Origin of the sequence: Halomonas sp. M4R1S46, from assembly GCF_025725685.1 — a bacterium.
Lineage (GTDB): Bacteria > Pseudomonadota > Gammaproteobacteria > Pseudomonadales > Halomonadaceae > Halomonas.
The window spans coordinates 3173963-3198586 of the sequence record NZ_CP107008.1; the positions used below are offsets into that span (position 1 = coordinate 3173963).

Below are 24624 nucleotides of genomic sequence, written 5' to 3' on the forward strand. Positions count from 1 at the left end.
TGCGCCACATCCATTCAACGCTTCGGCAAGAACTCCAAGGGGTCCTGCGGCTGGCCGCCCTTGCGCACCTCGAAGTGCAACCGGACATCCTCGGCGTCGCTGTCTCCCATGGTGGCGATCACCTCACCGGCCTCGACCACGTCATTCTCCTTCACCCTCAGGCTGTCGTTGTGGGCATAGGCGCTCAGGAACTGGTCGTTGTGCTTGAGGAGGATCAGGTTGCCGTAGCCCCTGACGCCGCTGCCGGCGTAGACCACGATGCCGGGACCGGCTGCCTTGACAGGTTGCCCCTTTTGACCGTCGATATCAATGCCGGCGGTGATACTGCCCCCCTCGCCGAACGTGCCGACGACCTCGCCCTCGACGGGCCACTGCCAGGGCACCTCCTCCACCGGCGTGTAACGGCGCGGCTCGCTGGCCGGCGCCTCCGGCTCGCCGGCCACGCTGGCACCCGCATCAGCCTCGGCGGCCGGTGCCGCGTCCTGCGAGGTGGCCTCCTCGGCCGGCTGCGCGTCGCCGTCGCTGGTCGTCTCGGCCGACGCCGCAGCCTCCCGGTCGCGACGCTCGGCCCGGTCGGCCTCGCTCAGGGTCCCGTCGGCGCCGGGGCTCTCAGGGTCGTAGACCGGCCCGGGCCCTTCGCTGCCCTCGGCGTCGCCGCCTGCCTCGGCCGGCGCCTGCACGCTCGCCTCCCCGCTCACCGCGGCCTGGCCACCGGCATCGGTCGAGGCGTCGTCGGGGGCATCGGGCAGCAGCCAGTCCAGGGACTCGTCAGCGCCCTCGGCAGCGCCCTCGCTGGCGCCGAGTCCGGTGGCCACGGCGCCGGCGCTGCCGGCCGTGCCGGCGGCCTCGCCCTCGGCAGTGCCCTCGCCGCCCAGCACCAGGGTCTGGCCGGGCTGGAGACGGTAGGGCGGGCCGATCTCGTTCAGCCGGGCCAGGTCGCGATAGTCCATGTCGTGGCGCCAGGCGATGCCATAGAGGGTGTCACCGGCCTGGACGGTATATTCCGCGGGGGTGGATGTCGCCCGCTCGGTGGACAGATCCTGGACCCGGACCGGTTGCGCCTGCTGCTGGGACGCGGCGCAGCCGGCCAGCGTCAGGGCCAGCCCGGAAATCAGCAATACCTTATGCATCGGAGCCTTCCTCCTTGTCCTTGAGTGCGCCAGGGCGCGCCGGCGCGCCGGCGTCGCGATTGGCTCGACCGACCAGCCACACCAGGGCGGCACCGGTCAGCATCAGGGCCACCACGGCTGTCAGCTGGGCGGGCTCGCCGGTCACCGCGCTGAAGTCGCCCGGGGTCAGGTAACGGTAATCGAGGGGAATCATCTGGCCACCCGGGGCGAGCTGGTAGCGTACCAGCTCCCGCCAGGGCCAGAGCATCGGCAGCGAGCCGAGGATGAACCCCAGCAACAGCTGCAGGGTGGCGGTGTGGAAATGATCCAGCAACCAGGACAGCACCCGCGAGAAGACGAACAGGCCGATCAGGCAGCCTCCGCCGAAGGTCGCGATCAGCGCCAGGTCGAAGCCGCGGATGGCCTCCATCACGGTGCCGTAGAGCCCCATGCTCAGCAGCAGGAAGCTGCCGGAGACCCCCGGCAGCAGCAGCGCACTGATGGCGATGGCACCGCCCACCACCAGCACCAGGTCGGGGCTGCCGATCCGTGCCACCAGGGGCATCAGGGACGGCAGGCCATAGGCCAGCAGCAGACCGGCCACCAGGGGCAGCACGTGCCACCAGCGCCAATCGGCGGGATGGCGGCCGACGACCAGCGCCGAGGAGGCCACCAGGCCGAAGAAGAAGCCGTCGAGCAGGCGCGGCTGGGCCTCCATCAGCCACACCACCAGGTGGGCGACGCTCACCAGGCTGACGGCGATGCCGGCCAGCAGCGGCAGCAGGAACACCAGGTTGAGGTGGCTCGCCAGCCCCGCCAGGCCACCACGCCGCCAGGCGCCCAGGGCGCTCGGGCCGAACTGCTTGACGGTGTGGATCAGTTCCTCGTAGATGCCGGTGATGAAGGCGATGGTGCCGCCGGAGACGCCCGGCACCGCATCGGCGGCGCCCATGCCGGCCCCCTTGAGCACGAGTCCAAGATGACGCTTCAACGAATGACTCCTTCCAGCAGCGGCACGAAGCGCACCGGCTCCAGCCGCTGTTTCTCGAATTGGTCCCCGCGGCGCCGCACCCGCATCAGCCACTGGCTGCCGGCCTTGCCCGCCACGGGAGCGATGAGCACGCCGCCGTCGGCCAGCTGGGCGAGCAGCGGCATCGGCAGCTCACTGGCACAGGCGGTGAGCAGGATGACCGCGAAGGGGGCCGCCTCGGGCCATCCGTGGCCGCCGTCGGCCAGCCGCAGGCAGGCATTGCGCACCCCGAGCAGCCGCAGCCGCTCCCCGGCACGACGGTGCAGGGCATTGATCCGCTCCACCGACCAGAGTTCCGTGACCAGCCGCGACAGCACCAGGGTCTGGTAGCCCGAGCCGGTGCCGATCTCCAGCACCCGTCCCGGCGCCTCCTGGATCACCAGCTCCGTCATGCGGGCCACGATCCACGGCTGGGACAGGGTCTGGCCATGGCCGATGGGCAGCGAGGTGTCCTCGTAGGCCCGGTGGGACAGGGCCTCGTCGAGGAAGAGGTGGCGTGGCTCGCGGGCCATCACCTCCAGCACGCGATGGTCGCCGATGCCCTGGCGGGCCAGGCGCTCGGCCATCCGGTCGCGGGTGCGTTGGGATGTCATGCCGACACCCCGGAGATCAGGTGAGCGCATCCAGCCAGTCCTGCACGTCGTCACGGGCCGCATGCCGGGTCAGGTCGGTCTGCAGCGGGGTAATGGAGACGAAGCCGGCCTCCACGGCGGCGAAATCGGTATCGGGGCCATCGTCGGCGTTCTCGCCCACCGGCGCGATCCAGTAGCGCTTGCGCCCCCGCGGGTCCCGCATCTCCAGCGGCCGGGCCGCCGGCCCCCGGTAGCCGAGCCGGGTCACCCGGAAGCCGCGCAGCTCCGACCAGGGCAGGTCCGGCACGTTGACGTTGAGCAGGCTGCGCGGCGGCAGCGACAGCTGGTCGGCGGCACCGACCAGGCTCGCCGCCACGCGCCCGGCGGTGTCGAAGTGGCGATTGCCCACCAGCGACATGGCGATGGCGGTCATGCCCAGGTTGCGCCCTTCCATGGCCGCGGCCACGGTACCGGAATACAGCACGTCATCGCCCAGGTTGCCGCCGTGGTTGATCCCGGAGATCACCAGGTCGGGACGCTCCTCCCAGACCCCGTTGACCCCCAGGTAGACGCAGTCCGCCGGGGTGCCGTCGACGCTGTAGAAGCCGTTCTCCAGGGCACTCAGGGCCAGCGGCCGGGTCAGGGTCAGCGAATTGCTGGCCCCGCTCTTGTCGCGGTCCGGGGCCACCACGCGCAGTCGGGCATGGGCAGAGAGGGCATCATGCAGGGCCCGCAGGCCCGGGGCATGGACCCCGTCGTCATTGGACAGCAGCAGTCGACGCATCCGCGGCTCCTTGCTCTGGCCCCCGCGGGGGCGATTGAAAATTCAGGGTCGGGTGGGCGACCAGCTCGCGCAGCACCGCCGTGGCGAAGGCGCCCCGCGGCAGGGTGAAGGACAGCCAGACCTCGTCCTCGCCGGGCTCGAGTCGCGGGGCCTCCAGGCGCAGGCGCAACGCCCGGCGCGCCAGGCGCACGCCGGCCCGCTCGAGCCCCGCGCAGAGCGCGGGGCAGGCCTCGGCCAGGGCCTGCTCCCGGGCCAGCGACTCGCCCCGGGCCACCGAACGCCCCTGGCCCCAGAGCACGCCGCTGGGATGGAGGTCGAGCCGCTCGGCGCGCTCGACCAGGCTGGCGTCGAGGGTCTCGGCGACGAACTGGCTGCTCGAGCCGTCGAGGATCACCGCCTCCCCCGACAGGGGAGTCGCCCAGCTGCCGTCGACGATGCGCCCGGCGAGCAGGGTGTTGAACAGGTAGCTGCGCGCCGCCGAGAGCAGCATGCCGTCGCGGTCATCGCGCTTGCGCCAGCCCCGCGCCAGCACGCTCACCGCGCGCTGCAGGTTGCGCCCGTCGGGGCCGAAGCGCTGGGGGCCGAAGTAGTTGGGCACGCCATGGCGGCACAGCCAGTCCCAGCGCGCGGGCAGGTCCGGGTCGGCCAGGGCCTCGCCGGTCAGGCGCAGGCGGAAGCGATTGGCGCGGTGCACGCCGCGCTTGAGCTTGCGCGGGTGCCGGGTGACCTGAAGCAGCTCGAGGGGCATCTCCGCCAGCCGCGCCGCCAGGTCGTCGGGTGCCTCGCGACCGGCCAGGTGCACCGAGAACCACTGGCGAGTCACCGCCACGCGGTCCTTCATCCCCGCATAGCCGACCTGCCGTGGTGCGACCTCGCAGGCCCGAGCCAGCTGCTTGGCGACCATGGCGGTGGTCAGGTCGCGCTTCTCCACCCACAGCCAGAGGTGCTCGCCCTGCCCCTCGGGGGCGAAACCGAGGCATTCCTCCACCCGGAAGTCCTCCGGACGGGCACGATAGGCGGCCGGGCGCGGCGCCCCGAAGCGGGCGTCGAGCACCCGGGGCCAGTGCGGCGGCCAGTGGATCGCCTCAGCCATGGGCCGTATCCCGGGCGACCAGCAGCACCACCGCTTCGGCGGCGACGCCTTCGCCGCGACCGGTGAAGCCCAGCCGCTCGGTGGTGGTAGCCTTGACGTTGACCGCACCGTTGGCCACGCTCAGGTCCGCGACGAGGTTCTCGGTCATGGCCGCGACATGCCCCGCCAGCCGCGGCGCCTGGGCGATCACCGTGGCGTCGAGGTTGCCGATCCGGTAGCCGGCGTCACTGACCAGCCCCACCACCCGGCGCAACAGGGCTCGGCTGTCGGCACCGGCCCAGGCCGGGTCGGTATCCGGGAAGTGGCGACCGATGTCGCCCAGGGCGCAGGCCCCGAGCAGGGCGTCGCAGATCGCGTGCAACAGCACATCGCCGTCGGAGTGGGCAATGAAGCCATGGCCGAAGGGGATGGCGACGCCCCCGATCATCAGGTGGTCGCCCTCGCCGAAGCGGTGCACATCGAAACCGTGGCCGATTCGCATCATGTGGTATGTCCCCTCTCAGCGTGGTTCCGGGTCAACGGAAGAGGCAGCGGCCTGGGCGGCGAGGATCAGCTCGGCCAGGACCAGGTCCTCGGGATGGGTGATCTTGAGGTTGTCGCGGCGGGCGCTGACCAGGCGTGGCGCCATGCCCAGGGCCTCCACCGCCGCGGCCTCGTCGGTCACGGCGACCCCGCGCTCGGCGGCCGCGACCAGAGCCCGACGCAGCAGCCCATAGGGAAACCCCTGGGGCGTCTGGGCATGCCACAGGCCCGCCCGGGGCTCGGTGCCGCGGACCCGGCCGGCGCCGTCGTCACGCTTCATGGTGTCGGCCACCGGGGCGGCCAGCAGCGCCCCCACCGCGTCCTCGACCACCGCCGCGTGGAGACGGCGCAGGTCGTCGACGGTCACGCAGGGCCGCGCCACGTCGTGCACCAGCACCGGGTCCTCGTCGGCGGCGTCCCCGGCGATGGCCAGCAGGGCATTGGCCACCGAGTCGGCCCGCTCGACGCCTCCGGGGACCCGCCGCCAGTCGGCGAAGGGCACCCAGGCTGGATCGAAACGCTCATCCTCGGGATCCAGGCACAGGCACAACCGGGCCCGGGGAAAGGCCCGGTGGAGGCGCTCAAGGGTGCGGGCCAATACCGGTGCCCCGGCCAGGGGCAGGTACTGCTTGGGGCGGTCCGCGCCCATGCGCCGCCCCTGCCCCGCTGCGGGCACCACCAGCCAGGGCGTCTCGCTCAAGGCGCCTGCCCTCCCCCGGCATCGGGCACCCAGAAGAACTGCTCGTCGCGGCGCACCATGCCGACGTCGCTGCGCGCCCGCTCCTCGATGGCATCCAGCCCGGTCTTGAGGTCGACCACCTCGGCGGCGAGCCGGGCGTTGCGCGCCCGCAGGGGGGCGTTCTCGGCCTCCAGGTCAGCGACCCGCTGGCGCACCTCGGCCAGCTCGCGCAGGCCGCTTTCACCTAGCCACAGGCGATACTGCAGCAGCGCCACCAGGGCGATGAGCACGATGGCCAACCATTTGAGCATGCGGCGGATCCGTCACCAGGTCTTCGATGGCGGCTAGTATGCCATCTTCCCCCGCCGGCCTCATCCACGAAACCGCCTGGAATGCGCCCTCGCCTCGCGGCGAGGCCCGGCGCCACCCCGCTCAGGGCGTGGCGCGAAACGGCAGGGCGGCCCGGGTAGCCGCGACATAGGCCTCGACATGCCCGCGCTCCTCGGCGCAGAAGCGTGCCACCCCGGCGCGCAGGCGGGGGTCGGCGATATGGTGGAGCGAGGTCAGCCGGCGCGGCGCGAAGCCGCGGGTCAGCTTGTGCTCGCCCTGGGTGCCGGGGTCGAAGAGGGTCAGGCCGCGGGCCAGGCAGTGCTCGATGCCCTGGTAGTAGCAGGCCTCGAAGTGCAGGCCGTCGGCCAGGACCTCGCTGCCCCAGTAGCGGCCGTACAGGGTCCGGCGACCCTGCAGGCAGAGCGCCGCCGCCACCGGCGCGCCCTCGAGGCGCGCCTGGACCAGCACCAGCGCCTCGGGCAGGGCGCGGCGCAGCCGGGCGAAGAACTCCGCGTTGAGGTAGCCGTGCCGGCCGCGCTCCCGGTAGGTGAGCTGGTAGCAACGGAAGAAGTGCGCCAGGTCGGCGTCGCCGATCGCCTCGCCTTCCAGGCGATGCAGGGTCAGCCCCTGCTCGGCGACCCGGCGGCGCTCGCGGCGGATGGCCTTGCGCCGCTTCGAGGTCAGGGCGGCGAGGAAACCCGCGAAGTCGCCGTAGCCCCGGTCCCGCCACTGGAACTGCACGCCGTGGCGCGGGATCAGCTCGGGACAGGCCGCCTGCCAGGCGGCCACCTCGTCCGGCTCGGCGAACAGCAGGTGCCAGCTCGACAGCTCGCCCGTCTCCCAGGCCTCGGCCAGCCGCCGCCGGGCCGCCAGCGGATCGACGTCCGCGGCCAGCGCCAGGCGCGGCCCCGGGGCGGGCGTGAAGGGGATCGCACTCAACCCCTTGGGATAGTAGCGTCCGCCGGCCCGCTCCCAGGCCTCGGCCCAGGCCCAGTCGAACACGTACTCGCCGAAGGAGTGGAGCTTGTGGTAGTGCGGTAACAGCCCCACCAGGGTCTCGCCTCGCCACAGGGTCAGGTGGCGGGGCACCCAGCCGGAGGCCGGGCTCACCGCACCGCTGGCCTCCAGGGCGTGCAGGAACTCGTGGCGCAGGAAGGGGTGATCGTCGCCCACCAGGGCGTTCCAGGATGCGGCGGCCACCGCCTCGATGGCGGGCAGCTCGGTGAGACGCAGTCGGCTCATGGAGGCTCCCGGCTGGGGCCGGCTGACAAGATGCCGGCAGAACGCCTACATTGTGCCCAGACCCCCTGCCGCCCTGCCACCCCGCCTGCCGGTCACTGGCGTCGCGTCGCCGAGGCCTAGGGTAAGTAAAATAATTACAACTATAGCCGCACAGGGCTACAAACCGCGATCATTCGGCGGTAAGTTTGTTAAACTTACTAGAAACATCCTTTCCCTTGCCGAGGTGCCCCATGGCTCAAGCTTCCACGCCACTCAACGCCACCGTCCAGCAGGTCACCCAGCGCATCCGTGAGCGCAGCGCCGAGCGCCGCGCGCTCTACGAGGAGCGCATGGCCGACCAGCACAAGCGCGGCGTGCATCGCGCCGAGCTCTCCTGCGGCAACCTGGCCCACGGCTTCGCCGCCTGCGGCAGCGAGGACAAGAATTCGCTGAAGCTGATGAACTCGGCGAACCTGGGCATCATCTCCTCCTACAACGACATGCTCTCGGCCCACCAGCCGCTGGAGACCTTCCCGGAGACCATCAAGGCCGCTGCCCGCGCCATGGGCTCCACCGCCCAGTTCGCCGGCGGCGTGCCCGCCATGTGCGACGGCGTCACCCAGGGGCAGCCGGGCATGGAGCTGTCGCTGTTCTCCCGGGACGTGATCGCCATGGCCACCGCCGTGGGGCTGTCCCACAACATGTTCGACGCCGCCCTCTACCTGGGCGTGTGCGACAAGATCGTCCCGGGGCTGTTCATCGCCGCGGCACGCTTCGGCCACCTGCCGGCCATGTTCGTGCCCGCCGGCCCCATGCCCAGCGGCCTGCCCAACAAGGAGAAGGCGCGCATCCGCCAGCTGTTCGCCGAGGGCAAGGCGAGCCGCGAGGACCTGCTGGAGGCCGAATCCGAGTCCTACCACAGCCCCGGCACCTGCACCTTCTACGGCACCGCCAACTCCAACCAGCTGATGATGGAGATGATGGGGCTGCACCTGCCGGGCACCTCCTTCGTCAACCCGGGCACCGAGATGCGCGAGGCGCTGACCCGCTTCGCCACCGAGCAGGCGGTCCGCAACACCGAGCCGGGCGGCGACTACCGTCCCTTCTACAAGCAGATCGACGAGCGCGCCATCGTCAACGCCGTGGTGGGCCTGCTGGCCTCCGGCGGCTCCACCAACCACACCATGCACCTGGTGGCCATGGCCGCCGCGGCGGGCATCACCCTGACCTGGGAGGACTTCACCGACCTCTCCGCGGTGACCCCCAGCCTGATGCAGGTCTATCCCAACGGCCAGGCCGACATCAACCACTTCCAGGCCGCCGGCGGCATGGCCTACCTGATCCGCGAGCTGCTCGACGCCGGGCTGATCCACGGCGACATCCCCACGGTGTTCGGTACCGACATGACCGCCTACACCCAGGAGCCCTTCCTCGAGGACGGCAAGCTGGTGTGGCGCGAGGGCCCCCAGGAGAGCCTCGATACCGAGGTGCTGCGTGGCGTGGCGGCGCCGTTCGCCGCCACCGGCGGGCTCACCGTGCTCGACGGCAACCTGGGCCGCGGCGTGATCAAGGTCTCGGCGGTGGCCGAGGAGCATCGCGTGGTGGAGGCTCCGGTCAAGCTCTTCGAGGACCAGAACGAGATGAAGGCCGCCTTCGAGGCCGGCGAGCTGGATCGCGACGTCATCGCCGTGGTGCGCTTCCAGGGCCCCAAGGCCAACGGCATGCCCGAGCTGCACAAGCTGACCCCCTACCTCGGCGTGCTGCAGGATCGCGGCTACAAGGTGGCCCTCGTCACCGACGGGCGCATGTCCGGTGCCTCCGGCAAGGTGCCGGCGGCCATCCACATGAGCCCCGAGGCGCTGGACGGCGGCCCCCTGGCCAAGCTGCGCGACGGCGACGTGGTGCGCCTGGACGCCAACGCCGGCACCCTGGAGGCCAAGGTGGATGCTCACGCCTGGGCCGATCGCGCACGATACGTCGCCGAACTGGATCACTATCACGTCGGCCTGGGCCGCGAGCTGTTCGCCGGCTTCCGCCACCTGGCGATGCGCGGCGAGGAAGGCGCCGGGGTCTTCGGCGGCTTCGAGGCCGACGACCTGGCCCGCCAGGCCGGCCTAATCCATGACCTAGACGCCTGAGCCACTGCCAGAACAGGGATATCGCAGTTGCCTATAGCGAGGGGCGCCGGGGACAAGTCGAAGAGGGGGGCCTACGCCAGGGGTGAGGAGCACGGCTCCGAACGGGCTGGCCAGGGATGGCCAGCACCGGCCCTGCAAGCGGCGCAGGATGCGAGAGCGCCGCAGGGCGTCGGTAGCGCCCAGGGAGGGGTTCACAGCGCCTCCTCAATGGTCCGGCACCCCGGGGCCGGCCGACGCTTCAGCCCCGAGCGATCCTGCTATCTGCGATACCCCTGGTAGGCCCCCTGGCAGCGCCCCCGCGGGCGCCCCAAGGAACACGTGAGACGAACCCATGACCCGACCTGCCCTGATCGGCGATATCGGTGGCACCAACGCGCGCCTCGCGCTGGTGACGCCGGGCGCCGTCGACCCCCACGACATCCAGAGCCTGCCCTGCGCCGATTACGACGGCCCGGTGGCGGCGATCCGCGACTACCTGACGCGGGTCGGCGCCGTCGGCGACGACGCCCCCCGGGAGGCCTGCCTGGCCTTCGCCTGCCCGGTCCACGGCGAGCGGGTGACGATGACCAACAACCACTGGGATTTCACCCGGACCGAGGTCCAGCAGGCCCTGGACCTGCGGCTGTTCAAGATCATCAACGACTTCATGGCCCAGGCACTGGGGGTGCCCCACGTCGTCGCCGACCAGCTGGTGTCCGTCCAGGCCGGCGAGGCGGCGCCCCATGCCGCCCGCCTGGTGATCGGCCCCGGCACCGGCCTCGGCGTGGCCGGGGTCTTTCCCGGCCGGCACGCCTGGATCCCGCTGCCCACCGAGGGCGGCCACGTGACCTTCGCCCCCACCGACGAGCGCGAGCAGAACCTGCTGCGCCACTTCCGCAACCGCTACGGCCGGATCTCGGTGGAGCGGCTGCTGTGCGGCCAGGGCCTGCTGGACCTCTACCTCGCCCACTGCTCACTGAAGGGCGCACCACCACGCTACGCCACTCCCGCCGAGGTCACCGAGGCGGCCGGCAGCGGCGACGGCGTGGCCCGTGATACCCTGCTGCGTTTCCTGAAGATTCTCGGCGACGTCAGCGGCGATGCCGCGCTCACCCTCGGCGCCCGGGGCGGGGTCTACCTGTGCGGCGGCATCCTGCCGCGCCTGCTCGACTGGCTGCCGGAGAGCCGCTTCCTCGAGGCCTTCGCCGCCAAGGGCCGCATGAGCGCCTACACCGGCAATATCCCCGTCCAGGTGGTGACCGCCCCCTGGACGGGTCTGCTGGGCGCCGCCGAGGCCCTGCACAATGAAGAGGTCGAGTAGCTCGACGGAGGAGGTCGAATGATACCCGCATCCCTGCGCGCCCTGCTGGACGCCACCGATGGCCAGCGCCGTGTCGACTGGGCCGGCCGCGAGGTCTGGCTGGCCAGGGAACCCTGGGGCGAGCTCGCCGTATCGCTCCAGGGCGCCCAGGTCCTGCACTTCCTGCCGGCCCCGGCGGCCGGCGCCACCCAGTCCCCGGAAGGCCTGGTCCCCGGCGGCTGGCTGTGGGTCACGCCCACCCCCCAGGCCCTGCCCGGGGCCATCCGGGGCGGCATCCCGCTGTGCTGGCCGTGGTTCGCCGACGAGCGCACCGCCGACGAGTCGCCGGACCGCTCCGGCCCCATGCACGGCCCGGCGCGCAAGGCCGACTGGCGCCTCGAGGCCGTGGACGAGCACGAGGAGGGGCTGGAGCTGCACCTCTCCCCGGTCGAGCGGCTGCACTCCCAACTGGTCCCCCGAGCGGTGATCCAGGCCAACGCCCAGCGCCTGCACGTCGAGCTGATCACCGAGCACGTGGGCGAGACCCCGGTGAAGATCACCGGCGCCCTGCACAGCTACCTGGCGGTGGCCGAGGCCCACGCCTGTCGCGTGGAGGGGCTGGCCGGCGCCCGCTACCTGGACAAGCTGGCCGACTTCGCCGAGTGCGAGCAGCAGGGCGAGCTGGGGGTGCGCGGCGGCCTGGACCGCATCTATCACAGCAATGCCGAGCTGGTCCTCGCCGACGGCCGACGCCGGCTGCGCGTCGCCCGCCAGGGCAGCGACTCGGCGGTGGTCTGGCATCCCGGCGACGCCCTGCCCGACGACACCTCCGCCGAGGCGGGCCGGCACTTCCTGTGCATCGAGTCGGCCAACACCCGGCTCGACCCGGTGTGGCTGGTCCCCGGCGCCCAGCACCTGCTGGGCACCACCCTTTCCCTGGCGAGTGATGCATGAGCGACGCCTCCACGACCTTCGACGTGCCCTTCGCCCTGGGCATGATGGCCCTGCACGAGTCACCGGCACTGCACGCCCCCGAGGTACTGGCCGACTGGATCGAGGCCCGTCTCGACCAGGGCCTGTGCTGGTTCGACCACGCCGACATCTACGGCGACCGGGCCGGCGAGCAACTTTTCGGCCAGGCCCTGCGTGCCCGCCCCGGCCTCGCCCGCCGGGTGCGAGTGGTGTCCAAGGCCACCATCGTCGTGCCCGCGCGCGATGCCTCGCCGTTCGCCGTCAAGCACTACGACAGCTCGCCGGCCTACGTGACCCGGGCCATCGACGACGCCCTGGCCCGCCTCGGGGTGGAGCGGCTGGACCACTTCCTGCTTCATCGCCCCGACCCGCTGATGGACGCCGAGGCCACCGGCCGCGCCCTGGACGAGGCCATCGCCGCCGGCAAGCTCGGCGCCGCCGGGGTCTCGAACTTCCTGCCCGAGGCCTGGCGCCGGCTGCAGGCGGCCATGTCGCATCGCCTGGTCGCCCACCAGCTGCAGCTCTCGCTGGATCATGCCGCGCCGCTGTTCGACGGCCGCTACGATGCCTTGATCGGCGACGGCCAGGCACCGATGGCCTGGTCGCCGCTGGGCGGTGGCCGGGTACTGACCGGGCCGGCGCGTTCCCTGCTGCTGTCCCAGGCCGAGGCCTTCGGGGTCAGCCCCGCCGGGCTGGCACTGGCCTGGGTGCGTGCCCTGCCCGGCCGCCCCCTGCCGGTGATCGGCAGCCTCAAGCCCGAGCGCATCGCGACGCTGTGCCGGGACGCCGACCTGGCGCTGGATCGCCCCAGCTGGTTCGCCCTGCTCGAGTCCGCCCGCGGCCACGAGGTGGCCTGAGCCCGCCCACTTATCATGAGGAACCACGACCATGCTGCCCGTAATCGCCTTCGGTGAAGCCCTCGTCGACATGCTCTCCAGCCGCCTGGGGGACGCCGACGACGGAACCCCGGAGACCTTCACCCCCTACGCCGGCGGGGCCCCCGCCAACGTCGCCGTGGCCTGCGCGCGCCTGGGGGCGCCCAGCCGCTTCCTGGGCATGCTGGGCGACGACCACTTCGGCGACTTCCTGGCCGTGGAGCTGGCCGCCCAGGGCGTCGACCTCTCCGGGGTGGCGCGGACCCGCGAGGCGCGCACGGCGCTGGCCTTCGTCTCGCGGGATGCCGACGGCGAGCGGACCTTCGACTTCTACCGGCCGCCCGCCGCCGACCTGCTCTACCGGCTCGAGCACCTGCCGGCGGGGATCTTCGCCGAACCGGCGATCCTGCACCTGTGCAGCAACAGCCTCACCGAGCCGGCCATCGCCGACACCACCCTGGCCATGGCGGAAATGGCCGCCCGGGCCGGCTGCCTGGTCAGCGTCGACGCCAACCTGCGCCACAATCTCTGGGCCGAGGGCCGCGCGGACCCCGCCCTGGTCACCCGGCTGCTCGACGCCGCCGACCTGCTCAAGCTGTCCCGGGAAGAGCTCGACTTCCTGCGCGGCGACCACCCCGAGGCGAACTGGCTGGCCGAACGCCTGGCGGCGGGGGTCAAGCTCGCCGTGATCACCGACGGCGGCGGCGACGTGCGCGCCCTGGGCGCCGGGCTGTCGCTGGCCGTCACCCCGCCGGCGGTGGAGCCGGTGGACACCACGGCCGGCGGCGACGCCTTTATCGGCGGGCTGCTGGCCGGCCTTTCCGAGCACGGCTTCGAGGAGGGCTGGCACCGCGACAGCGATCGCCTCGAGGCGGCGCTGGCCTTCGCCTGCCGCTGCGGCGCCCATGCCGTCACCCGCCCCGGCGCCTACGTCGCCCTGCCCACCCGCGACGACCTCGCCGCTAGCGTCGCCTGAGGCCCGACGCCCGGCTCAGGCCGGGCGCCGCTTCAGGCTGCGCGGGATGACCTCCCGCCCGGGGTGGTAGTCGCCTCGCGAGGCCGCCAGGGCACAGCGCAGGGTCGCCGCCGCGATGCGCACGTGATCCTGCACCGCCGAGTTGACCGGCAACGGCAGGAAGTCGAGCAGCCGGCTGTCGCCGAAGGTGGCCAGGCGCAGCCCGGGCGGCAGCCCCCCGGCCTCCAGCAGGGTGTCCAGGACCCCGTCGAGCAGCGAGTAGGAGGCCGTGACCAGGGCGTCCGGCGCACCGTGCTCGTCGAGCAGCTCGCGCATCAGCCGTGCGCCCTCGGCGCGGTCGTAGCGCTCCCCGCCCAGCATGATCACCTCCCGCTCGCGACCGTCGAGGGCCTGCTGGAAGCCGGCGCGGCGCTCCTGGCTGATCGATAGCCAGGGCACCGCATCCAGCCAGGCGATGCGCGACACCGAGGCGTCCAGCACCGACCGGGTCAACTGGTCGGCGGCCTCGGCATCGTTGCTGACCACGCTGGCGAAGCGGCGCGGGTCGAAGCCCCGGTCGACGGCTACCACCGGCAACCCCTCCGCCTGCAGCTCGGCGTAGAAGGGATCCTCCATCGACAGGCAACTGGCGATGATCAGCACCTCGCAACGCTGGGCCCGCAGCGCCAGGGCCAGGTCGCGTTCGGCCTCGGGGCGGTCGTCGGACCCCGCGATCAGCAACTGGTAGCCCTGCTCACGGGCGCCGCGCTCCATGAGCTTGGCCAGCCGCGCATAGGTGGCGTTCTCCAGGTCGGGAATGATCAGGCCTAGGGTGCGGCTGGAGCCGCGCCGCAGCGCCGCCGCCTGGGGATCGACCCGGTAGCGGTGCTGGCGCACCACCGCCATGACCCTGTCGACCGTTTCCCGGCTGATGCGGCGTTCCCCGGCCTGGCCGTTGATGACATAACTGGCCGTGGTCCGCGAGACTCCGGCCAGACGAGCGATTTCGGCGAGTGTCATGGTCTACCCCTTGCGATGTTGGGGGGATTCTACGCCGGACCGCCGCCCGCCTGCCCCCTGCCAAAGTCGTAGACGATCGACCTTGCCAAGCAAGATGAATCGATCCAGCATGCAGTTAAGCACAGGTGACACGATTCACCAAAGGGAGCTCGACTAGAGTGAAACGCGATTGCAACGCCCTTCGGGCCCAGGATTGCCCCGGCGTCGCACCCTCGACGAACCGGAGACGCCCATGTTGACGCTCAGCCAGGACGACATCCTGCTCGGCTGCCAGGCAGAGAACTGGCGCGCCGCGCTGGACCAGGCCGCCGAATCACTGCACGCGGCAGGGCTGGTGGCCCCCGCCTATCGGGATGGTCTCTATGACCGGGAGGCCCAGTCCTCCACCTTCCTCGGCAACGCCATCGCCATCCCCCACGGCACCGCGGAGAGCCGCAGCCATGTCCGCGCCACCGGCGTCCGGGTGCTGCAGTTCCCCGCCGGACTCGAGTGGCACGACGGCAACCGGGTCCACGTGCTGGTGACCATCGCCGCCCAGAGCGACGAACACCTGGATATCCTGCGCCAGCTGACCCACGTGCTGGACAAGGACGGCATGGCCGAGCGCCTGGCCGAGGCCGACACGCCGGCCGAGGTCGCCGGCCTGCTGTCGAAGGCGGTGGTCGAGGCCCGCCTCGACGCCGAGACCCTCTGCCTGGGCTTCCCCGCCCGCGACCACCAGGAGCTGGCCCTGGCCGGCGCCGCCCGGCTGCGCCAGGCCGGCTGCGTGACCAGCGAGTTCGTGGCCGCCCTGGCCGAGACCTCGCCGCGCTCCCTCGGCCAGGGCCTGTGGCTGGCGACCAGCGATCGCGGCGTCGAGGTGCCGGCGCTGTCGCTGGCCACCCCGGCCACGGCCCTGGCAACGGACGCGGGCGAGGTCGCCGGCGTCTTCTGCCTGGCCGCCCAGGGCGAGGCCCATCGCGGCCTGCTGGAGCGGATCCTCGCGCTGCTCGAGAGCGAGGCGGGCGGCACGCTGCACGAGGCCGATGCCGCCACCCTGCTGGCGCGCCTCGCCGGCGAGTCCGCCACCGCCAGCAGCCGCCTCGCCCGAGTGCTCAACGCCCACGGCCTGCATGCCCGTCCGGCCAAGCAGCTGGTCCAGGAGGCCCGCGCCCAGGGCATCGCGATCCGCGTCCGCCTGGCCGAGGGCGGTGGCGAGGCCGTCTCCGCGACCAGCCTGACCAAGATCATCAACCTCGGCGCCCGGCGCGGCCAGCAACTGGCCTTCTCCGCCGAGGGCGAGGGAGCCGACGCCGCCCTGGAGGCGCTCTGTCGGGCCGTGGAAGGCGGCCTCGGCGAGCAGGTCATGCCCTTCGACGCGAGCCGCGAGGCCGTCGCCCCGGACGAGGACGCGCCGGCGCCGGAGCCGCTGCCGGCCGACCAGGCCCACCCCGCGGTGGCGGCGTCGCCGGGCCTGGCCATCGCCCCGGCCTTCGTGCTGACCACGCCGCACTTCGACTACCCGGCCCGCGCCGCCGAGCCCGCCGCCGAGAACCGCCGCCTCGACGCGGCGATCCGCGAGGGGGAAGAGCAGCTCGAGGCGCTGGTCCAGCAGGCGCGCGGCGGCGAGGTGGCACAGATCCTCTCCATGCACGAGGAGATGCTCGGCGACCCGGAACTGCACCAGGCCGCCCGGGAGGGCATCGCCGAGGGCGCCTCCGCCGAGGCCGCCTGGTGGGAGGCCATCGACACCGCGGCCCGCGCCCAGGAGAGGCTCGCCGACCGCCTGCTCGCCGAGCGTGCCGCCGACCTGCGCGATGTGGGCCGCCGGGTGCTGGGCATCCTCTGCCGGGTCGAGTTGCCCGAGCCGCCGGCCCATCCCTATATCCTGGTGACCGATGACATCGGCCCCTCCGACGTGGCCCGCCTCGACACCAGCCGGGTGCGCGGCCTGCTCACCGCCCGCGGCGGGGCCACCGCCCACAGCGCCATCCTCGCCCGGGCGCTCGGCATCCCCGCCGTGGTGGGCGCCGGTCCCCGGGTGATGACCCTGGACAACGGCACCGAGCTGATCCTCGACGGCGAGCGCGGTCGCGTCACCCCCGCCCCCGGCGACGCGCGCCGCCGCACCGCCGAGCAACGCCTGGCCGACCGGCAGCGCCGCGAGGCCGAGGCCTGGGAGGCCCGCTTCGCGGAGGCGCGCACCCGCTGCGGGCACCGGGTCGAGGTGGCCGCCAACCTGGGCAACACCGCCCACGCCGCCGATGCCGTGGAGCGCGGCGCCGAGGGCATCGGCCTGCTGCGCACCGAGTTCCTGTTCATGGCCCATGCCCAGGTCCCGGACCTGGAGACCCAGATCGGCGAGTACCGCGAGGCCCTCGACGCCCTGGACGGTCGCCCGCTGGTGGCCCGCACCCTCGACGTGGGCGGCGACAAGCCGCTGCCCTACTGGCCGGTGCCCCAGGAGGCCAACCCCTTCCTCGGCCTGCGCGGCATCCGCCTGGCGCTGACCCGCCCCGAGGTGCTGGAGACCCAGTTGAAGGCGCTGCTGATGGCCGCCGTCGGCCAGCCGCTGCGCATCATGCTGCCGATGGTCAAGGACATCGCCGAGTTCCGCGCCGTGCGCGCCATCGTCGACCGCCTGCTGGAGGCGATCCCCGCGGGCGAGCGCACCACCGACCTGCAGCTGGGGGTGATGATCGAGGTGCCCTCCTGCGCCCTGCTGGCCCCCAGCCTGGCCGCCGAGGTCGACTTCTTCTCGGTGGGCACCAACGACCTGACCCAGTACACCCTGGCCATCGACCGCGACCACCCCGAGCTCTCCGCCCAGGCCGACGGCCTGCATCCGGCGGTGCTGCGGCTGATCGAGATGACCGTGGTCGCCGCCCATGCCCAGGGCAAGTGGGTCGGGGTGTGCGGCGAGCTGGCCTCCGACGCCACCGCCGTGCCGGTGCTGGTCGGCCTCGGCGTCGACGAGCTGTCGGTCAGCGCCCGCCAGGTGCCGCTGGTCAAGGCCCGCCTGCGCGAGTTCGACCTCGAAGAGGCCCGGGCCCAGGCCGAGCTCGCCCTGACCCAGGCCACCAGCGAGGCGGCACGCGACGCCCTGGAGGCCCGCTGATGGCCCGCATCCTGACCCTGACCCTGAACCCGGCCCTGGACCTCTCGGTGGCGCTGCCACGGTTGGTGCCCGGCGAGGTCAACCGGACCCACGAGACTCACCTGACCGCCGCCGGCAAGGGGGTCAACGTGGCCCGGGTGCTGGTCGCGCTCGGCCACGAGGTGTGCGTCTCGGGCTTCCTCGGCGCCGACAACGACGGCCCCTTCCTGCGGGCCTTCGAGGCGCTGGGCGTGGAGGACGCCTTCCTGCGGGTGCCCGGCGAGACCCGCATCAACGCCAAGCTCGCCGAGGCCGACGGCCGCGTCACCGACATCAACGGCCCCGGGGCCGCCATCGACGCCGAGGCCTGGCAGCGCCTGCTCGCCTGGCTCGAGGACCTGGCCGGCGATCCCCGGCGGCGCCCTGCGGCCGTGGTGGTGGCCGGCAGCCTGCCGCCGGGGGTCGGCCCCGCGGACCTGGCCGAGCTGGTCACCCGGCTGCGCGGGGCCGACCTGCCGGTGTGGGTCGACACCAGCGGCGAGGCCCTCGCGGCCGCCATCGCCGCCGGCCCCACCGCGGTCAAGCCCAACGAGCACGAGCTGGCGGCCTGGGCCGGCCGCGACCTGACCAGCGAGGCGGCACGCCTCGAGGCCGCCCGCCGGCTCCACGCCGCCGGGATCGAGGAGGCCCTGATCTCCGCCGGCCCGGACGGGGTGCTGTGGATCAGCCGCCGCGGCGCCTGGCAGGCCCTGCCCCCGCGCCTGGCGGTCGCCAGCACGGTGGGCGCCGGCGACACCCTGGTGGCCGCCATGCTGCACGGCGTGCTCGAAGGCCTGGCCCCCGAGCCGGTGCTGCGGCTGGCCACCGCGCTTTCCGCCGAATCCGTCCGTCATGTCGGCGTGGGCGACGCCCGCGCCACGGATTTCCCGCAACTCCAACAACAGACCCGCGTCCACCGCCTCGCCGGCCTCGACGCGGGGGGAGCCCTCGCATGAACGCCATCATCATCACCGCCTGCCCCAGCGGCATGGCCACCACCTTCCTCGCCGCCCGGCGCCTCGAGCAGGCCGCCGGCCGCCTCGGCTGGCAGACCCACGTGGAAATGCACGGCGAGCTCGAGCCCGTCCAGCCGGCCGATGCCGAGGCCATCGCCGCCGCCGACCTGGTGGTGGTCGCCGCCGACCAGGTGCCCGCGCCACAGCGCTTCGAAGGCAAGCGGCTCTACCGGGCGCCCATCGACCAGGCCCTGCCCGATCCCAAGGCCTTCCTCGAGCGCGCCGAGCGCGAGGCCCGGCCCTATGCCCCGCAGCCCGAAGCGCCGGTCGCCGCCAAGGCCGGCGCCGGCCGCCGCATCGTCGCCGTCACCGCCTGCCCGACCGGGGTGGCGCACACCTTCATGGCCGCGGAGGCGCTGGCCGAGGCCGGCAGGGCCCTGGGCCACGCGATCCGCGTGGAGACCCAGGGCTCGGTGGGTGCCCAGGACCAGCTCAGCGACGACGAGATCCGCGACGCCGACGTGGTGATCCTGGCCTGCGACATCGAGGTCGATCCCACCCGCTTCGCCGGCAAGCGGGTCTACCGCACCTCCACCGGCAACGCCCTCAAGAAGCCGCGCCCGACCATCGAGGCGGCGCTGGCCGAGGCCGAGGTCGAGGATGCCGCCAGCGGCGGGGCCGGCGAGGGCGAGCGCAAGAAGAGCGTCAAGGAGAAGGGCGTCTACAAGCACCTGCTGACCGGGGTGTCCTTCATGCTGCCCATGGTGGTCGCCGGGGGCCTGCTGATCGCGCTGTCCTTCGTGTTCGGCATCGAGGCCTTCAAGGAGGAAGGGACGCTGGCCGCGGCGCTGATGGAGATCGGCGGCGGCACCGCCTTCGCCCTGATGATCCCGGTGCTGGCCGGCTACATTGCCTACTCCATCGCCGACCGGCCGGGGATCGCGCCGGGGATGATCGGCGGCATGCTGGCCTCGAACATCGGCGCCGGCTTCATCGGCGGGATCCTCGCCGGCTTCCTGGCCGGCTACGCCGCCAAGGCGGTGACCCGCTACGTCAAGCTGCCGGCCAGCGTCGAGTCGCTCAAGCCGATCCTGATCATTCCGCTGCTGGCCAGCCTGGTCACCGGCCTCACGATGATCTATATCGTCGGCGAGCCGGTCGCCGCCCTGCTCTCCGCCCTGACCACCTTCCTCGAGAACATGGGCTCCGCCAATGCCGTGCTGCTGGGCATCCTGCTCGGCGCCATGATGTGCTTCGATCTCGGCGGGCCGGTCAACAAGGCGGCCTACACCTTCGGCGTGGGCCTGCTGGCCTCGGAGACCTACGCCCCCATGGCGGCGATCATGGCCGCCGGCATGGTGCCGGCCATCGGCATGGGCATCGCCAGCCTGGTGGCCAAGGCGAAGTTCTCCGAGCCTGAGCGCGAGGCCGGCAAGGCCTCCCTGGTGCTGGGCTGCTGCTTCATCACCGAGGGGGCCATTCCCTTCGCCGCCAAGGACCCGCTGCGAGTGATCCCCGCCAGCATGGTCGGCGGTGCCGTGACCGGGGCCCTGTCCATGCTGGTCGGCGCCAAGCTGATGGCCCCCCACGGCGGCATCTTCGTGCTGCTGATCCCCAACGCCATCACCCCGGTACTGTGGTACCTGGCGGCCATCGTCGCCGGCGCCCTGATCACCGGCCTGGGCTATGCCGCGCTCAAGCGCGGCGACCAGCCGGTCGCGGTCGAGGCCAGCGCCTGAGTCGCCCGTCCCCGGAGGAGAATCCCATGTTCCAGCTCACCCGCAGCATCACCTGGCAGGCGCTGACGCGCCTGCAGGCCGACACCGCCGGCGACCGCATCCACGACTACTTCGCCGCCGACCCCCGGCGCTTCGACAAGATGAGCCTGCGCGTCGGCGGGCTCTTCCTCGACTACTCCAAGCACCTCATCTCCGATGCCGTGCTCGACACGCTCCTCGAGCTCGCCGACCACTCGGCCCTGGTCCAGCGCCGCGCCCAGATGTTCTCCGGCGACATCATCAACGTCACCGAGGATCGCCCGGTGCTGCACACCGCCCTGCGCAACCTCGGCGAGGGCCCGCTGATGGTCGACGGCCAGGACGTGATGCCCGAGATCCATCGCACCCGCGAGCAGATCCAGCGCTTCTCCGAGGCGGTGCGCAGCGGCGAATGGAAGGGCCACAGCGGCCAGCGCATCAGGGACGTCGTCAACATCGGCATCGGCGGCTCCGACCTCGGCCCCAACATGGCCTGCCGAGCGCTGCTCAAGTACCGCCATCCCGAGCTCAACTTCCACTTCGTCTCCAACGTCGACGGCACCCATATCCAGAAGGTGCTGTCGCGCCTCGACCCGGCCACCACCCTGTTCATCGTCTCCACCAAGACCTTCTCCACCCAGGAGACGCTGCTCAACGCCAAGACCGCGCGGCGCTGGTTCCTGGAACAGGCCGGCGAGGACGCCGACGTCGGCGCCCACTTCGTCGCCGCCTCCACCAACCGCCAGGCGGCCATGGCCTTCGGCATCCGCGAGGAGAACGTCTTCGAGTTCTGGGCCTGGGTCGGGGGGCGCTATTCCATGTGGTCGTCGATCGGCCTGCCCATCGCCCTGGCCATCGGCTTCGACGGCTTCATGGAGATGCTGGAGGGCGCCTATGCCATGGACCAGCACTTCCTGACCGCGCCCAACGCCGCCAACATGCCGGTGCTGATGGCGCTGATCGGCATCTGGTACATCAACTTCCAGGGCGCCGAGACCCAGGCCATCGTGCCCTACGACCAGGCCCTGCATCAGCTGCCGGCCTTCCTCCAGCAGCTCGACATGGAGTCCAACGGCAAGTCGGTGGACATCTTCGGCCGCCCGGTGGACTACAAGACCGGGCCCATCGTCTGGGGCCAGACCGGCTCCAACGGCCAGCACGCCTTCTTCCAGCTGCTCCACCAGGGCACCCGCTACGTGCCCATCGACTTCATCGCCTCCTTGAAGCCCGAGCCCGGGGTGGAGGACCACCACTTCGCCCTGCTCACCAACATGCTGGCCCAGGCCAACGCCTTCATGGAGGGCAGCCAGGGCGGCAGCGACCTCGACCCCTACAGTTGCCCGGGCAACCGCCCCTCCAGCACCCTGCTGCTCGACGAGCTGACGCCGAAGAACCTCGGCGCGCTGATCGCGCTCTACGAGCACAAGGTGTTCGTCCAGGGGGTGATCTGGAACATCAACTCCTTCGACCAGTGGGGCGTGCAGCTCGGCAAGCGCATCGCCGGCGAGATCAGCGAGCGCATCGACGAGCACAGCCAGGACTTCGACGGCTCCACCCAGGGCCTGCTCGAGCTGGTCCGCGTTCACTTCTCCGCTCAGCGGCACGAGACCCAGGAAGAACCCCCGCATGAGGGCAGCCAGCCGAACGGCAAGAGTGATCCGAAAGCCCGGGAAGAGCAATCGACTTGAGGCCTCGACGAGCCCCGCTCCCGCTTCGCCGGCAAGGGGCCGAGAGGCCGTAACGCCAACGACGAGCACGGCGCGGTGCGACAGGGCCGGGGAGCCCACCGCTGGCCTCCGGTCGCTGCGTGTCGCTTCGCCACGCAGCGGCTCGAAGACTCCCGGCAGGAGGCCCGGCAGACGCGATGCGCTTACTCCAGGGGATCGATGACGCCATGGTAGCGACCATCCGTCAGCCGTGCGCTCCCCGCCACGAGCCGTACCACCACCGGTTGGAGGCAAGGGTCGGTGACACCTAGATGGGTCGAGGCATACCGACCGCCATCGACCAGTAGTTCCAGTGAGCCTCGGTCGACCAGCCACTCCAGCTCGATCTCCGTCCCGGCCATCAGTTGTCTGGTCAGATGATGGGGAAAGCGGCGATCGAAGTCGGGGTCACCGTTGCGGCCTTCACGCCAGTGTTCGAGTTGCAACGTCGAACCGTCATGGGTGATCCGCAAGAGCATATGGCCAGCTTGCTGAAGGTCGAGCTCGAGGATGGTGCCCGGGGCCATCTGCAGGGATAGCCACCCATGGCCCGCCGAAGGGCCCTGCTCTATCAGTACGTTGTTACCTACCGTCAGTGCGTCGGCCGAATTCGCCATCAGCCAAGGGCTCAGCCTGCCGGCCGCGCCAAGTTCGGCGGCAAAGGCCTGGCGAAGCCGAATGCCCTCTCCGGTCTCCTCGAGGGAGAGCTCGCGGGGGAAGCTCATGGTGCCCCGCCAGCCTGCTTCGGGAATCCGGTTGGCATAGAGCCAGTTATTGAGCCAGGCGATGGCCAGGCGACGACCATCGCTGTCAGGTACGTCCGACCAGGTCTGGACGGCATAGAAGTCACGCCCCTCGTCCATCATCAGCACGCCGTCGGCGGGGTTCTCGTTATGGAAGCGCTCGCCGTCGAAGTGACCGACGAAGTACTGGGTAAAGGAACCGAAATCGTCCTGTTCACCGGCGCCTACGCCCACCACCAGCACCCAGCGCGTCGCGGGCTCACCCTCCGCCGCGCCTTCGACGGGCAGTTCGAAGAGGTCGGGACATTCCCAGGGGCCCTCGGTATGTGCCCCCTGACCGTCCCCGAACTCACTGGCCAGCCGCCAGTCGAGGAGGTCGTCGGAGAGATAGAAGCGTATGACCTGGCCGCAGGCCAGGGCCATGACCCAGCGCCGAGAGGGGGCGTGCCAGACCACCTTGGGGTCGCGGAAGTCCCGAAGGCCGGGGTTGGGAAGGATCGGGTTGCCCGGGTACTTCTGCCAGCTCCGCCCGCTGTCGCGGCTGTAGGCCAGACACTGTTCCTGAACGTAGTCGTCGGGATTCCCCGCCGTCTCGCGATGCACGGTGTAGAACGCCAGCAACCCCGGTTCGCCGCCGAACAAGCCGCTGTTGTCGTGCCAGTCGACGATGGCACTGCCCGAGAAGCACATTCCCTGGGCGTCGGGTGCCAACGCCACCGGCCGATGCTGCCAATGCACCAGATCGGAGCTGACCGCGTGTCCCCAATGCATGGGGCCCCAGACCCGATCATCCGGGTAGTACTGGTAGCACAGGTGATACTCGCCTGCGAAATACACCAAGCCGTTGGGGTCGTTCATCCAGCCCTGGGGAGGCGTGAAGTGCAGCGCCGGACAGCGCAGGCTCGGCGAGGCGTCAACGCCGTTGGTCATGATCATTCCTCGTGAGGGGGTTCTGGTCGAGGCGGAGCGGACACCGATGCCGCCACTTCCTGCCTCATGTCGATAAAAAAGCCCCGGCCAGGGTGGCCGGGGCGCAAGGACAGCGACTGGCTGTCGAGAGAGACTCACTCGTGATTCAGTGGTGGAAGCGCTCCGCGGCCTCCCGGGCCAGCTGGCGGATGGCCTTCCAGTCCTCGGCCTCGACCAGGGACTTGGGCGTCAGCCAGGAGCCCCCGACGCACATCACGTTGCCGAGCGCCAGGTAGTCGTCGGCGTTGTCCAGACCGATGCCGCCGGTGGGACAGAAGCGCGCCTCGGGAATCGGGCCGGCGAAGGCCTTGAGCGCCTTGACGCCGCCGCTGGCCTCGGCGGGGAAGAACTTGAAGCGGCGATAGCCGAACTGCCAGCCGATCATCAGCTCCGACACCGTGGCCACGCCGGGCAGCATCGGCACCGGGCTGCTCACGCCGTAGCGGTAGAGGGCCTCGGTGGTGCCCGGGGTCACCACGAAGTCGGCGCCGACCTGCTCGGCCTGGCGGTACTGGGCCGGGGTCAGCACGGTGCCGATGCCGACGCTGGCATGAGGCAGGGCCTCCTTGATGCGCCGGGTGGCCTCCAGGGCGCAGTCGGTGCGCAGGGTGACCTCCAGCACGCTGAGGCCGCCCTCGACCAGGGCGGTGGCCAGGGGCACGGCGTCTTCCACGCGCTGGATCGCCAGGACCGGGATCACCTCGGCCTTCAGGCAGATGCTGTCGATCTCGGTGATACGGGTGGACGGCAGCTGTTTCTCGATGGTCATGTCGTGGCTCCAGGAATCGGGTCCGTCGGC

Annotated in this window: 21 protein-coding genes; 9 read left to right on the plus strand and 12 right to left on the minus strand. The window is 71.7% G+C overall.

Translation table 11 applies throughout. The annotated features are described in order from the left end of the window. Nucleotides 1-14: 14 nt before the first annotated feature. The 9 genes from OCT48_RS14745 to OCT48_RS14785 form a co-directional block, all read right to left on the minus strand. Nucleotides 15-1130 (minus strand): peptidoglycan DD-metalloendopeptidase family protein, encoded by a 1116-nt coding sequence (locus OCT48_RS14745; protein ID WP_263589883.1) that lies wholly within the window; start codon nt 1128-1130, stop codon nt 15-17. Next, nucleotides 1123-2100, minus strand: coding sequence for a DUF368 domain-containing protein (locus OCT48_RS14750; protein ID WP_263589884.1), 978 nt, complete (start codon nt 2098-2100; stop codon nt 1123-1125). The genes OCT48_RS14745 and OCT48_RS14750 overlap by 8 nt, the downstream gene beginning before the upstream one ends. Further along, nucleotides 2097-2732 (minus strand): protein-L-isoaspartate(D-aspartate) O-methyltransferase, encoded by a 636-nt coding sequence (locus OCT48_RS14755; protein ID WP_412031015.1) that lies wholly within the window; start codon nt 2730-2732, stop codon nt 2097-2099. The genes OCT48_RS14750 and OCT48_RS14755 overlap by 4 nt, the downstream gene beginning before the upstream one ends. Nucleotides 2733-2748: 16 nt before the next feature. Then, nucleotides 2749-3495: a 5'/3'-nucleotidase SurE gene (surE, locus tag OCT48_RS14760; RefSeq protein ID WP_263589886.1), complete on the minus strand. Its 747-nt coding sequence runs from the start codon at nt 3493-3495 to the stop codon at nt 2749-2751. After that, nucleotides 3470-4588 (minus strand): tRNA pseudouridine(13) synthase TruD, encoded by a 1119-nt coding sequence (truD, locus tag OCT48_RS14765; RefSeq protein WP_263589887.1) that lies wholly within the window; start codon nt 4586-4588, stop codon nt 3470-3472. Before truD ends, surE begins: the two co-directional genes overlap by 26 nt. After that, nucleotides 4581-5069 (minus strand): 2-C-methyl-D-erythritol 2,4-cyclodiphosphate synthase, encoded by a 489-nt coding sequence (gene ispF, locus OCT48_RS14770; RefSeq protein ID WP_318152617.1) that lies wholly within the window; start codon nt 5067-5069, stop codon nt 4581-4583. The genes truD and ispF overlap by 8 nt, the downstream gene beginning before the upstream one ends. Nucleotides 5070-5087: 18 nt before the next feature. Next, nucleotides 5088-5810 (minus strand): 2-C-methyl-D-erythritol 4-phosphate cytidylyltransferase, encoded by a 723-nt coding sequence (gene ispD / locus OCT48_RS14775; protein ID WP_263589889.1) that lies wholly within the window; start codon nt 5808-5810, stop codon nt 5088-5090. Continuing rightward, nucleotides 5807-6100 carry a cell division protein FtsB gene (ftsB, locus tag OCT48_RS14780; RefSeq protein ID WP_263589890.1) on the minus strand — a complete coding sequence of 98 codons (294 nt, stop codon included), beginning with the start codon at nt 6098-6100 and terminating at the stop codon, nt 5807-5809. Before ftsB ends, ispD begins: the two co-directional genes overlap by 4 nt. A gap of 121 nt (nt 6101-6221) precedes the next feature. Further along, entirely contained in the window at nt 6222-7361 is a 1140-nt protein-coding gene (locus OCT48_RS14785; RefSeq protein ID WP_263589891.1) for a GNAT family N-acetyltransferase, read from the minus strand. Nucleotides 7362-7591: 230 nt separating this feature from the next. On the opposite strand from OCT48_RS14785, the gene edd reads away from it, so the two are divergent. The 5 genes from edd to OCT48_RS14810 all read left to right on the plus strand — a co-directional run bounded on the left by edd (nt 7592) and on the right by OCT48_RS14810 (nt 13580). Further along, a complete protein-coding gene (gene edd / locus OCT48_RS14790; RefSeq protein ID WP_263589892.1) occupies nt 7592-9478 on the plus strand; it encodes a phosphogluconate dehydratase in 1887 nt (628 codons plus the stop codon). Nucleotides 9479-9809: 331 nt separating this feature from the next. Next, complete coding sequence (glk, locus tag OCT48_RS14795) at nt 9810-10778, plus strand: glucokinase (RefSeq protein WP_263589893.1); 969 nt, start codon at nt 9810-9812, stop codon at nt 10776-10778. Nucleotides 10779-10796: 18 nt separating this feature from the next. Beyond that, nucleotides 10797-11711, plus strand: coding sequence for a D-hexose-6-phosphate mutarotase (locus OCT48_RS14800; protein WP_263589894.1), 915 nt, complete (start codon nt 10797-10799; stop codon nt 11709-11711). Continuing rightward, nucleotides 11708-12586 carry an aldo/keto reductase gene (locus OCT48_RS14805; RefSeq protein WP_263589895.1) on the plus strand — a complete coding sequence of 293 codons (879 nt, stop codon included), beginning with the start codon at nt 11708-11710 and terminating at the stop codon, nt 12584-12586. Before OCT48_RS14800 ends, OCT48_RS14805 begins: the two co-directional genes overlap by 4 nt. 31 nt (nt 12587-12617) lie before the next feature. Next, on the plus strand, nt 12618-13580 hold the full coding sequence (locus tag OCT48_RS14810) for a carbohydrate kinase family protein (protein WP_263589896.1): 963 nt from the start codon (nt 12618-12620) through the stop codon (nt 13578-13580). A 15-nt stretch (nt 13581-13595) separates the two neighbouring features. On the opposite strand, the gene cra is transcribed toward OCT48_RS14810, so the two are convergent. Beyond that, nucleotides 13596-14579: a catabolite repressor/activator gene (cra, locus tag OCT48_RS14815; RefSeq protein WP_263589897.1), complete on the minus strand. Its 984-nt coding sequence runs from the start codon at nt 14577-14579 to the stop codon at nt 13596-13598. A gap of 232 nt (nt 14580-14811) precedes the next feature. Between cra and ptsP the strand changes: the two genes are divergently transcribed. The 4 genes from ptsP to pgi are packed head-to-tail and all read left to right on the plus strand — an operon-like array spanning nt 14812 to nt 22095. Continuing rightward, a complete protein-coding gene (gene ptsP, locus OCT48_RS14820) occupies nt 14812-17676 on the plus strand; it encodes a phosphoenolpyruvate--protein phosphotransferase (RefSeq protein WP_263589898.1) in 2865 nt (954 codons plus the stop codon). Then, nucleotides 17676-18650 (plus strand): 1-phosphofructokinase, encoded by a 975-nt coding sequence (pfkB, locus tag OCT48_RS14825; protein ID WP_263589899.1) that lies wholly within the window; start codon nt 17676-17678, stop codon nt 18648-18650. Before ptsP ends, pfkB begins: the two co-directional genes overlap by 1 nt. Further along, complete coding sequence (locus tag OCT48_RS14830) at nt 18647-20389, plus strand: PTS fructose-like transporter subunit IIB (protein WP_263589900.1); 1743 nt, start codon at nt 18647-18649, stop codon at nt 20387-20389. The genes pfkB and OCT48_RS14830 overlap by 4 nt, the downstream gene beginning before the upstream one ends. A gap of 26 nt (nt 20390-20415) precedes the next feature. Continuing rightward, a complete protein-coding gene (gene pgi, locus OCT48_RS14835; RefSeq protein WP_263589901.1) occupies nt 20416-22095 on the plus strand; it encodes a glucose-6-phosphate isomerase in 1680 nt (559 codons plus the stop codon). Nucleotides 22096-22277: 182 nt separating this feature from the next. On the opposite strand, the gene OCT48_RS14840 is transcribed toward pgi, so the two are convergent. Further along, nucleotides 22278-23786 carry a glycoside hydrolase family 32 protein gene (locus OCT48_RS14840; RefSeq protein WP_263589902.1) on the minus strand — a complete coding sequence of 503 codons (1509 nt, stop codon included), beginning with the start codon at nt 23784-23786 and terminating at the stop codon, nt 22278-22280. A 145-nt stretch (nt 23787-23931) separates the two neighbouring features. Continuing rightward, nucleotides 23932-24594: a bifunctional 4-hydroxy-2-oxoglutarate aldolase/2-dehydro-3-deoxy-phosphogluconate aldolase gene (locus OCT48_RS14845; RefSeq protein WP_263589903.1), complete on the minus strand. Its 663-nt coding sequence runs from the start codon at nt 24592-24594 to the stop codon at nt 23932-23934. Between the last annotated feature and the right edge of the window lie 30 nt (nt 24595-24624).

Excerpts from the sequence above, each read along its gene's own strand:
- OCT48_RS14810 (WP_263589896.1), top strand. The coding sequence starts at position 12,618 with ATGCTGCCCGTAATCGCCTTCGGTGAAGCCCTCGTCGACATGCTCTCC.
- OCT48_RS14755 (WP_412031015.1), bottom strand. The coding sequence starts at position 2,732 with ATGACATCCCAACGCACCCGCGACCGGATGGCCGAGCGCCTGGCCCGC.
- OCT48_RS14845 (WP_263589903.1), bottom strand. The coding sequence starts at position 24,594 with ATGACCATCGAGAAACAGCTGCCGTCCACCCGTATCACCGAGATCGAC.
- OCT48_RS14785 (WP_263589891.1), bottom strand. The coding sequence starts at position 7,361 with ATGAGCCGACTGCGTCTCACCGAGCTGCCCGCCATCGAGGCGGTGGCC.
- pgi (WP_263589901.1), top strand. The coding sequence starts at position 20,416 with ATGTTCCAGCTCACCCGCAGCATCACCTGGCAGGCGCTGACGCGCCTG.
- ftsB (WP_263589890.1), bottom strand. The coding sequence starts at position 6,100 with ATGCTCAAATGGTTGGCCATCGTGCTCATCGCCCTGGTGGCGCTGCTG.
- edd (WP_263589892.1), top strand. The coding sequence starts at position 7,592 with ATGGCTCAAGCTTCCACGCCACTCAACGCCACCGTCCAGCAGGTCACC.
- pfkB (WP_263589899.1), top strand. The coding sequence starts at position 17,676 with ATGGCCCGCATCCTGACCCTGACCCTGAACCCGGCCCTGGACCTCTCG.
- OCT48_RS14800 (WP_263589894.1), top strand. The coding sequence starts at position 10,797 with ATGATACCCGCATCCCTGCGCGCCCTGCTGGACGCCACCGATGGCCAG.
- glk (WP_263589893.1), top strand. The coding sequence starts at position 9,810 with ATGACCCGACCTGCCCTGATCGGCGATATCGGTGGCACCAACGCGCGC.
- OCT48_RS14830 (WP_263589900.1), top strand. The coding sequence starts at position 18,647 with ATGAACGCCATCATCATCACCGCCTGCCCCAGCGGCATGGCCACCACC.
- OCT48_RS14840 (WP_263589902.1), bottom strand. The coding sequence starts at position 23,786 with ATGACCAACGGCGTTGACGCCTCGCCGAGCCTGCGCTGTCCGGCGCTG.
- ispF (WP_318152617.1), bottom strand. The coding sequence starts at position 5,069 with ATGCGAATCGGCCACGGTTTCGATGTGCACCGCTTCGGCGAGGGCGAC.
- OCT48_RS14745 (WP_263589883.1), bottom strand. The coding sequence starts at position 1,130 with ATGCATAAGGTATTGCTGATTTCCGGGCTGGCCCTGACGCTGGCCGGC.
- surE (WP_263589886.1), bottom strand. The coding sequence starts at position 3,495 with ATGCGTCGACTGCTGCTGTCCAATGACGACGGGGTCCATGCCCCGGGC.
- truD (WP_263589887.1), bottom strand. The coding sequence starts at position 4,588 with ATGGCTGAGGCGATCCACTGGCCGCCGCACTGGCCCCGGGTGCTCGAC.
- cra (WP_263589897.1), bottom strand. The coding sequence starts at position 14,579 with ATGACACTCGCCGAAATCGCTCGTCTGGCCGGAGTCTCGCGGACCACG.
- ptsP (WP_263589898.1), top strand. The coding sequence starts at position 14,812 with ATGTTGACGCTCAGCCAGGACGACATCCTGCTCGGCTGCCAGGCAGAG.
- OCT48_RS14805 (WP_263589895.1), top strand. The coding sequence starts at position 11,708 with ATGAGCGACGCCTCCACGACCTTCGACGTGCCCTTCGCCCTGGGCATG.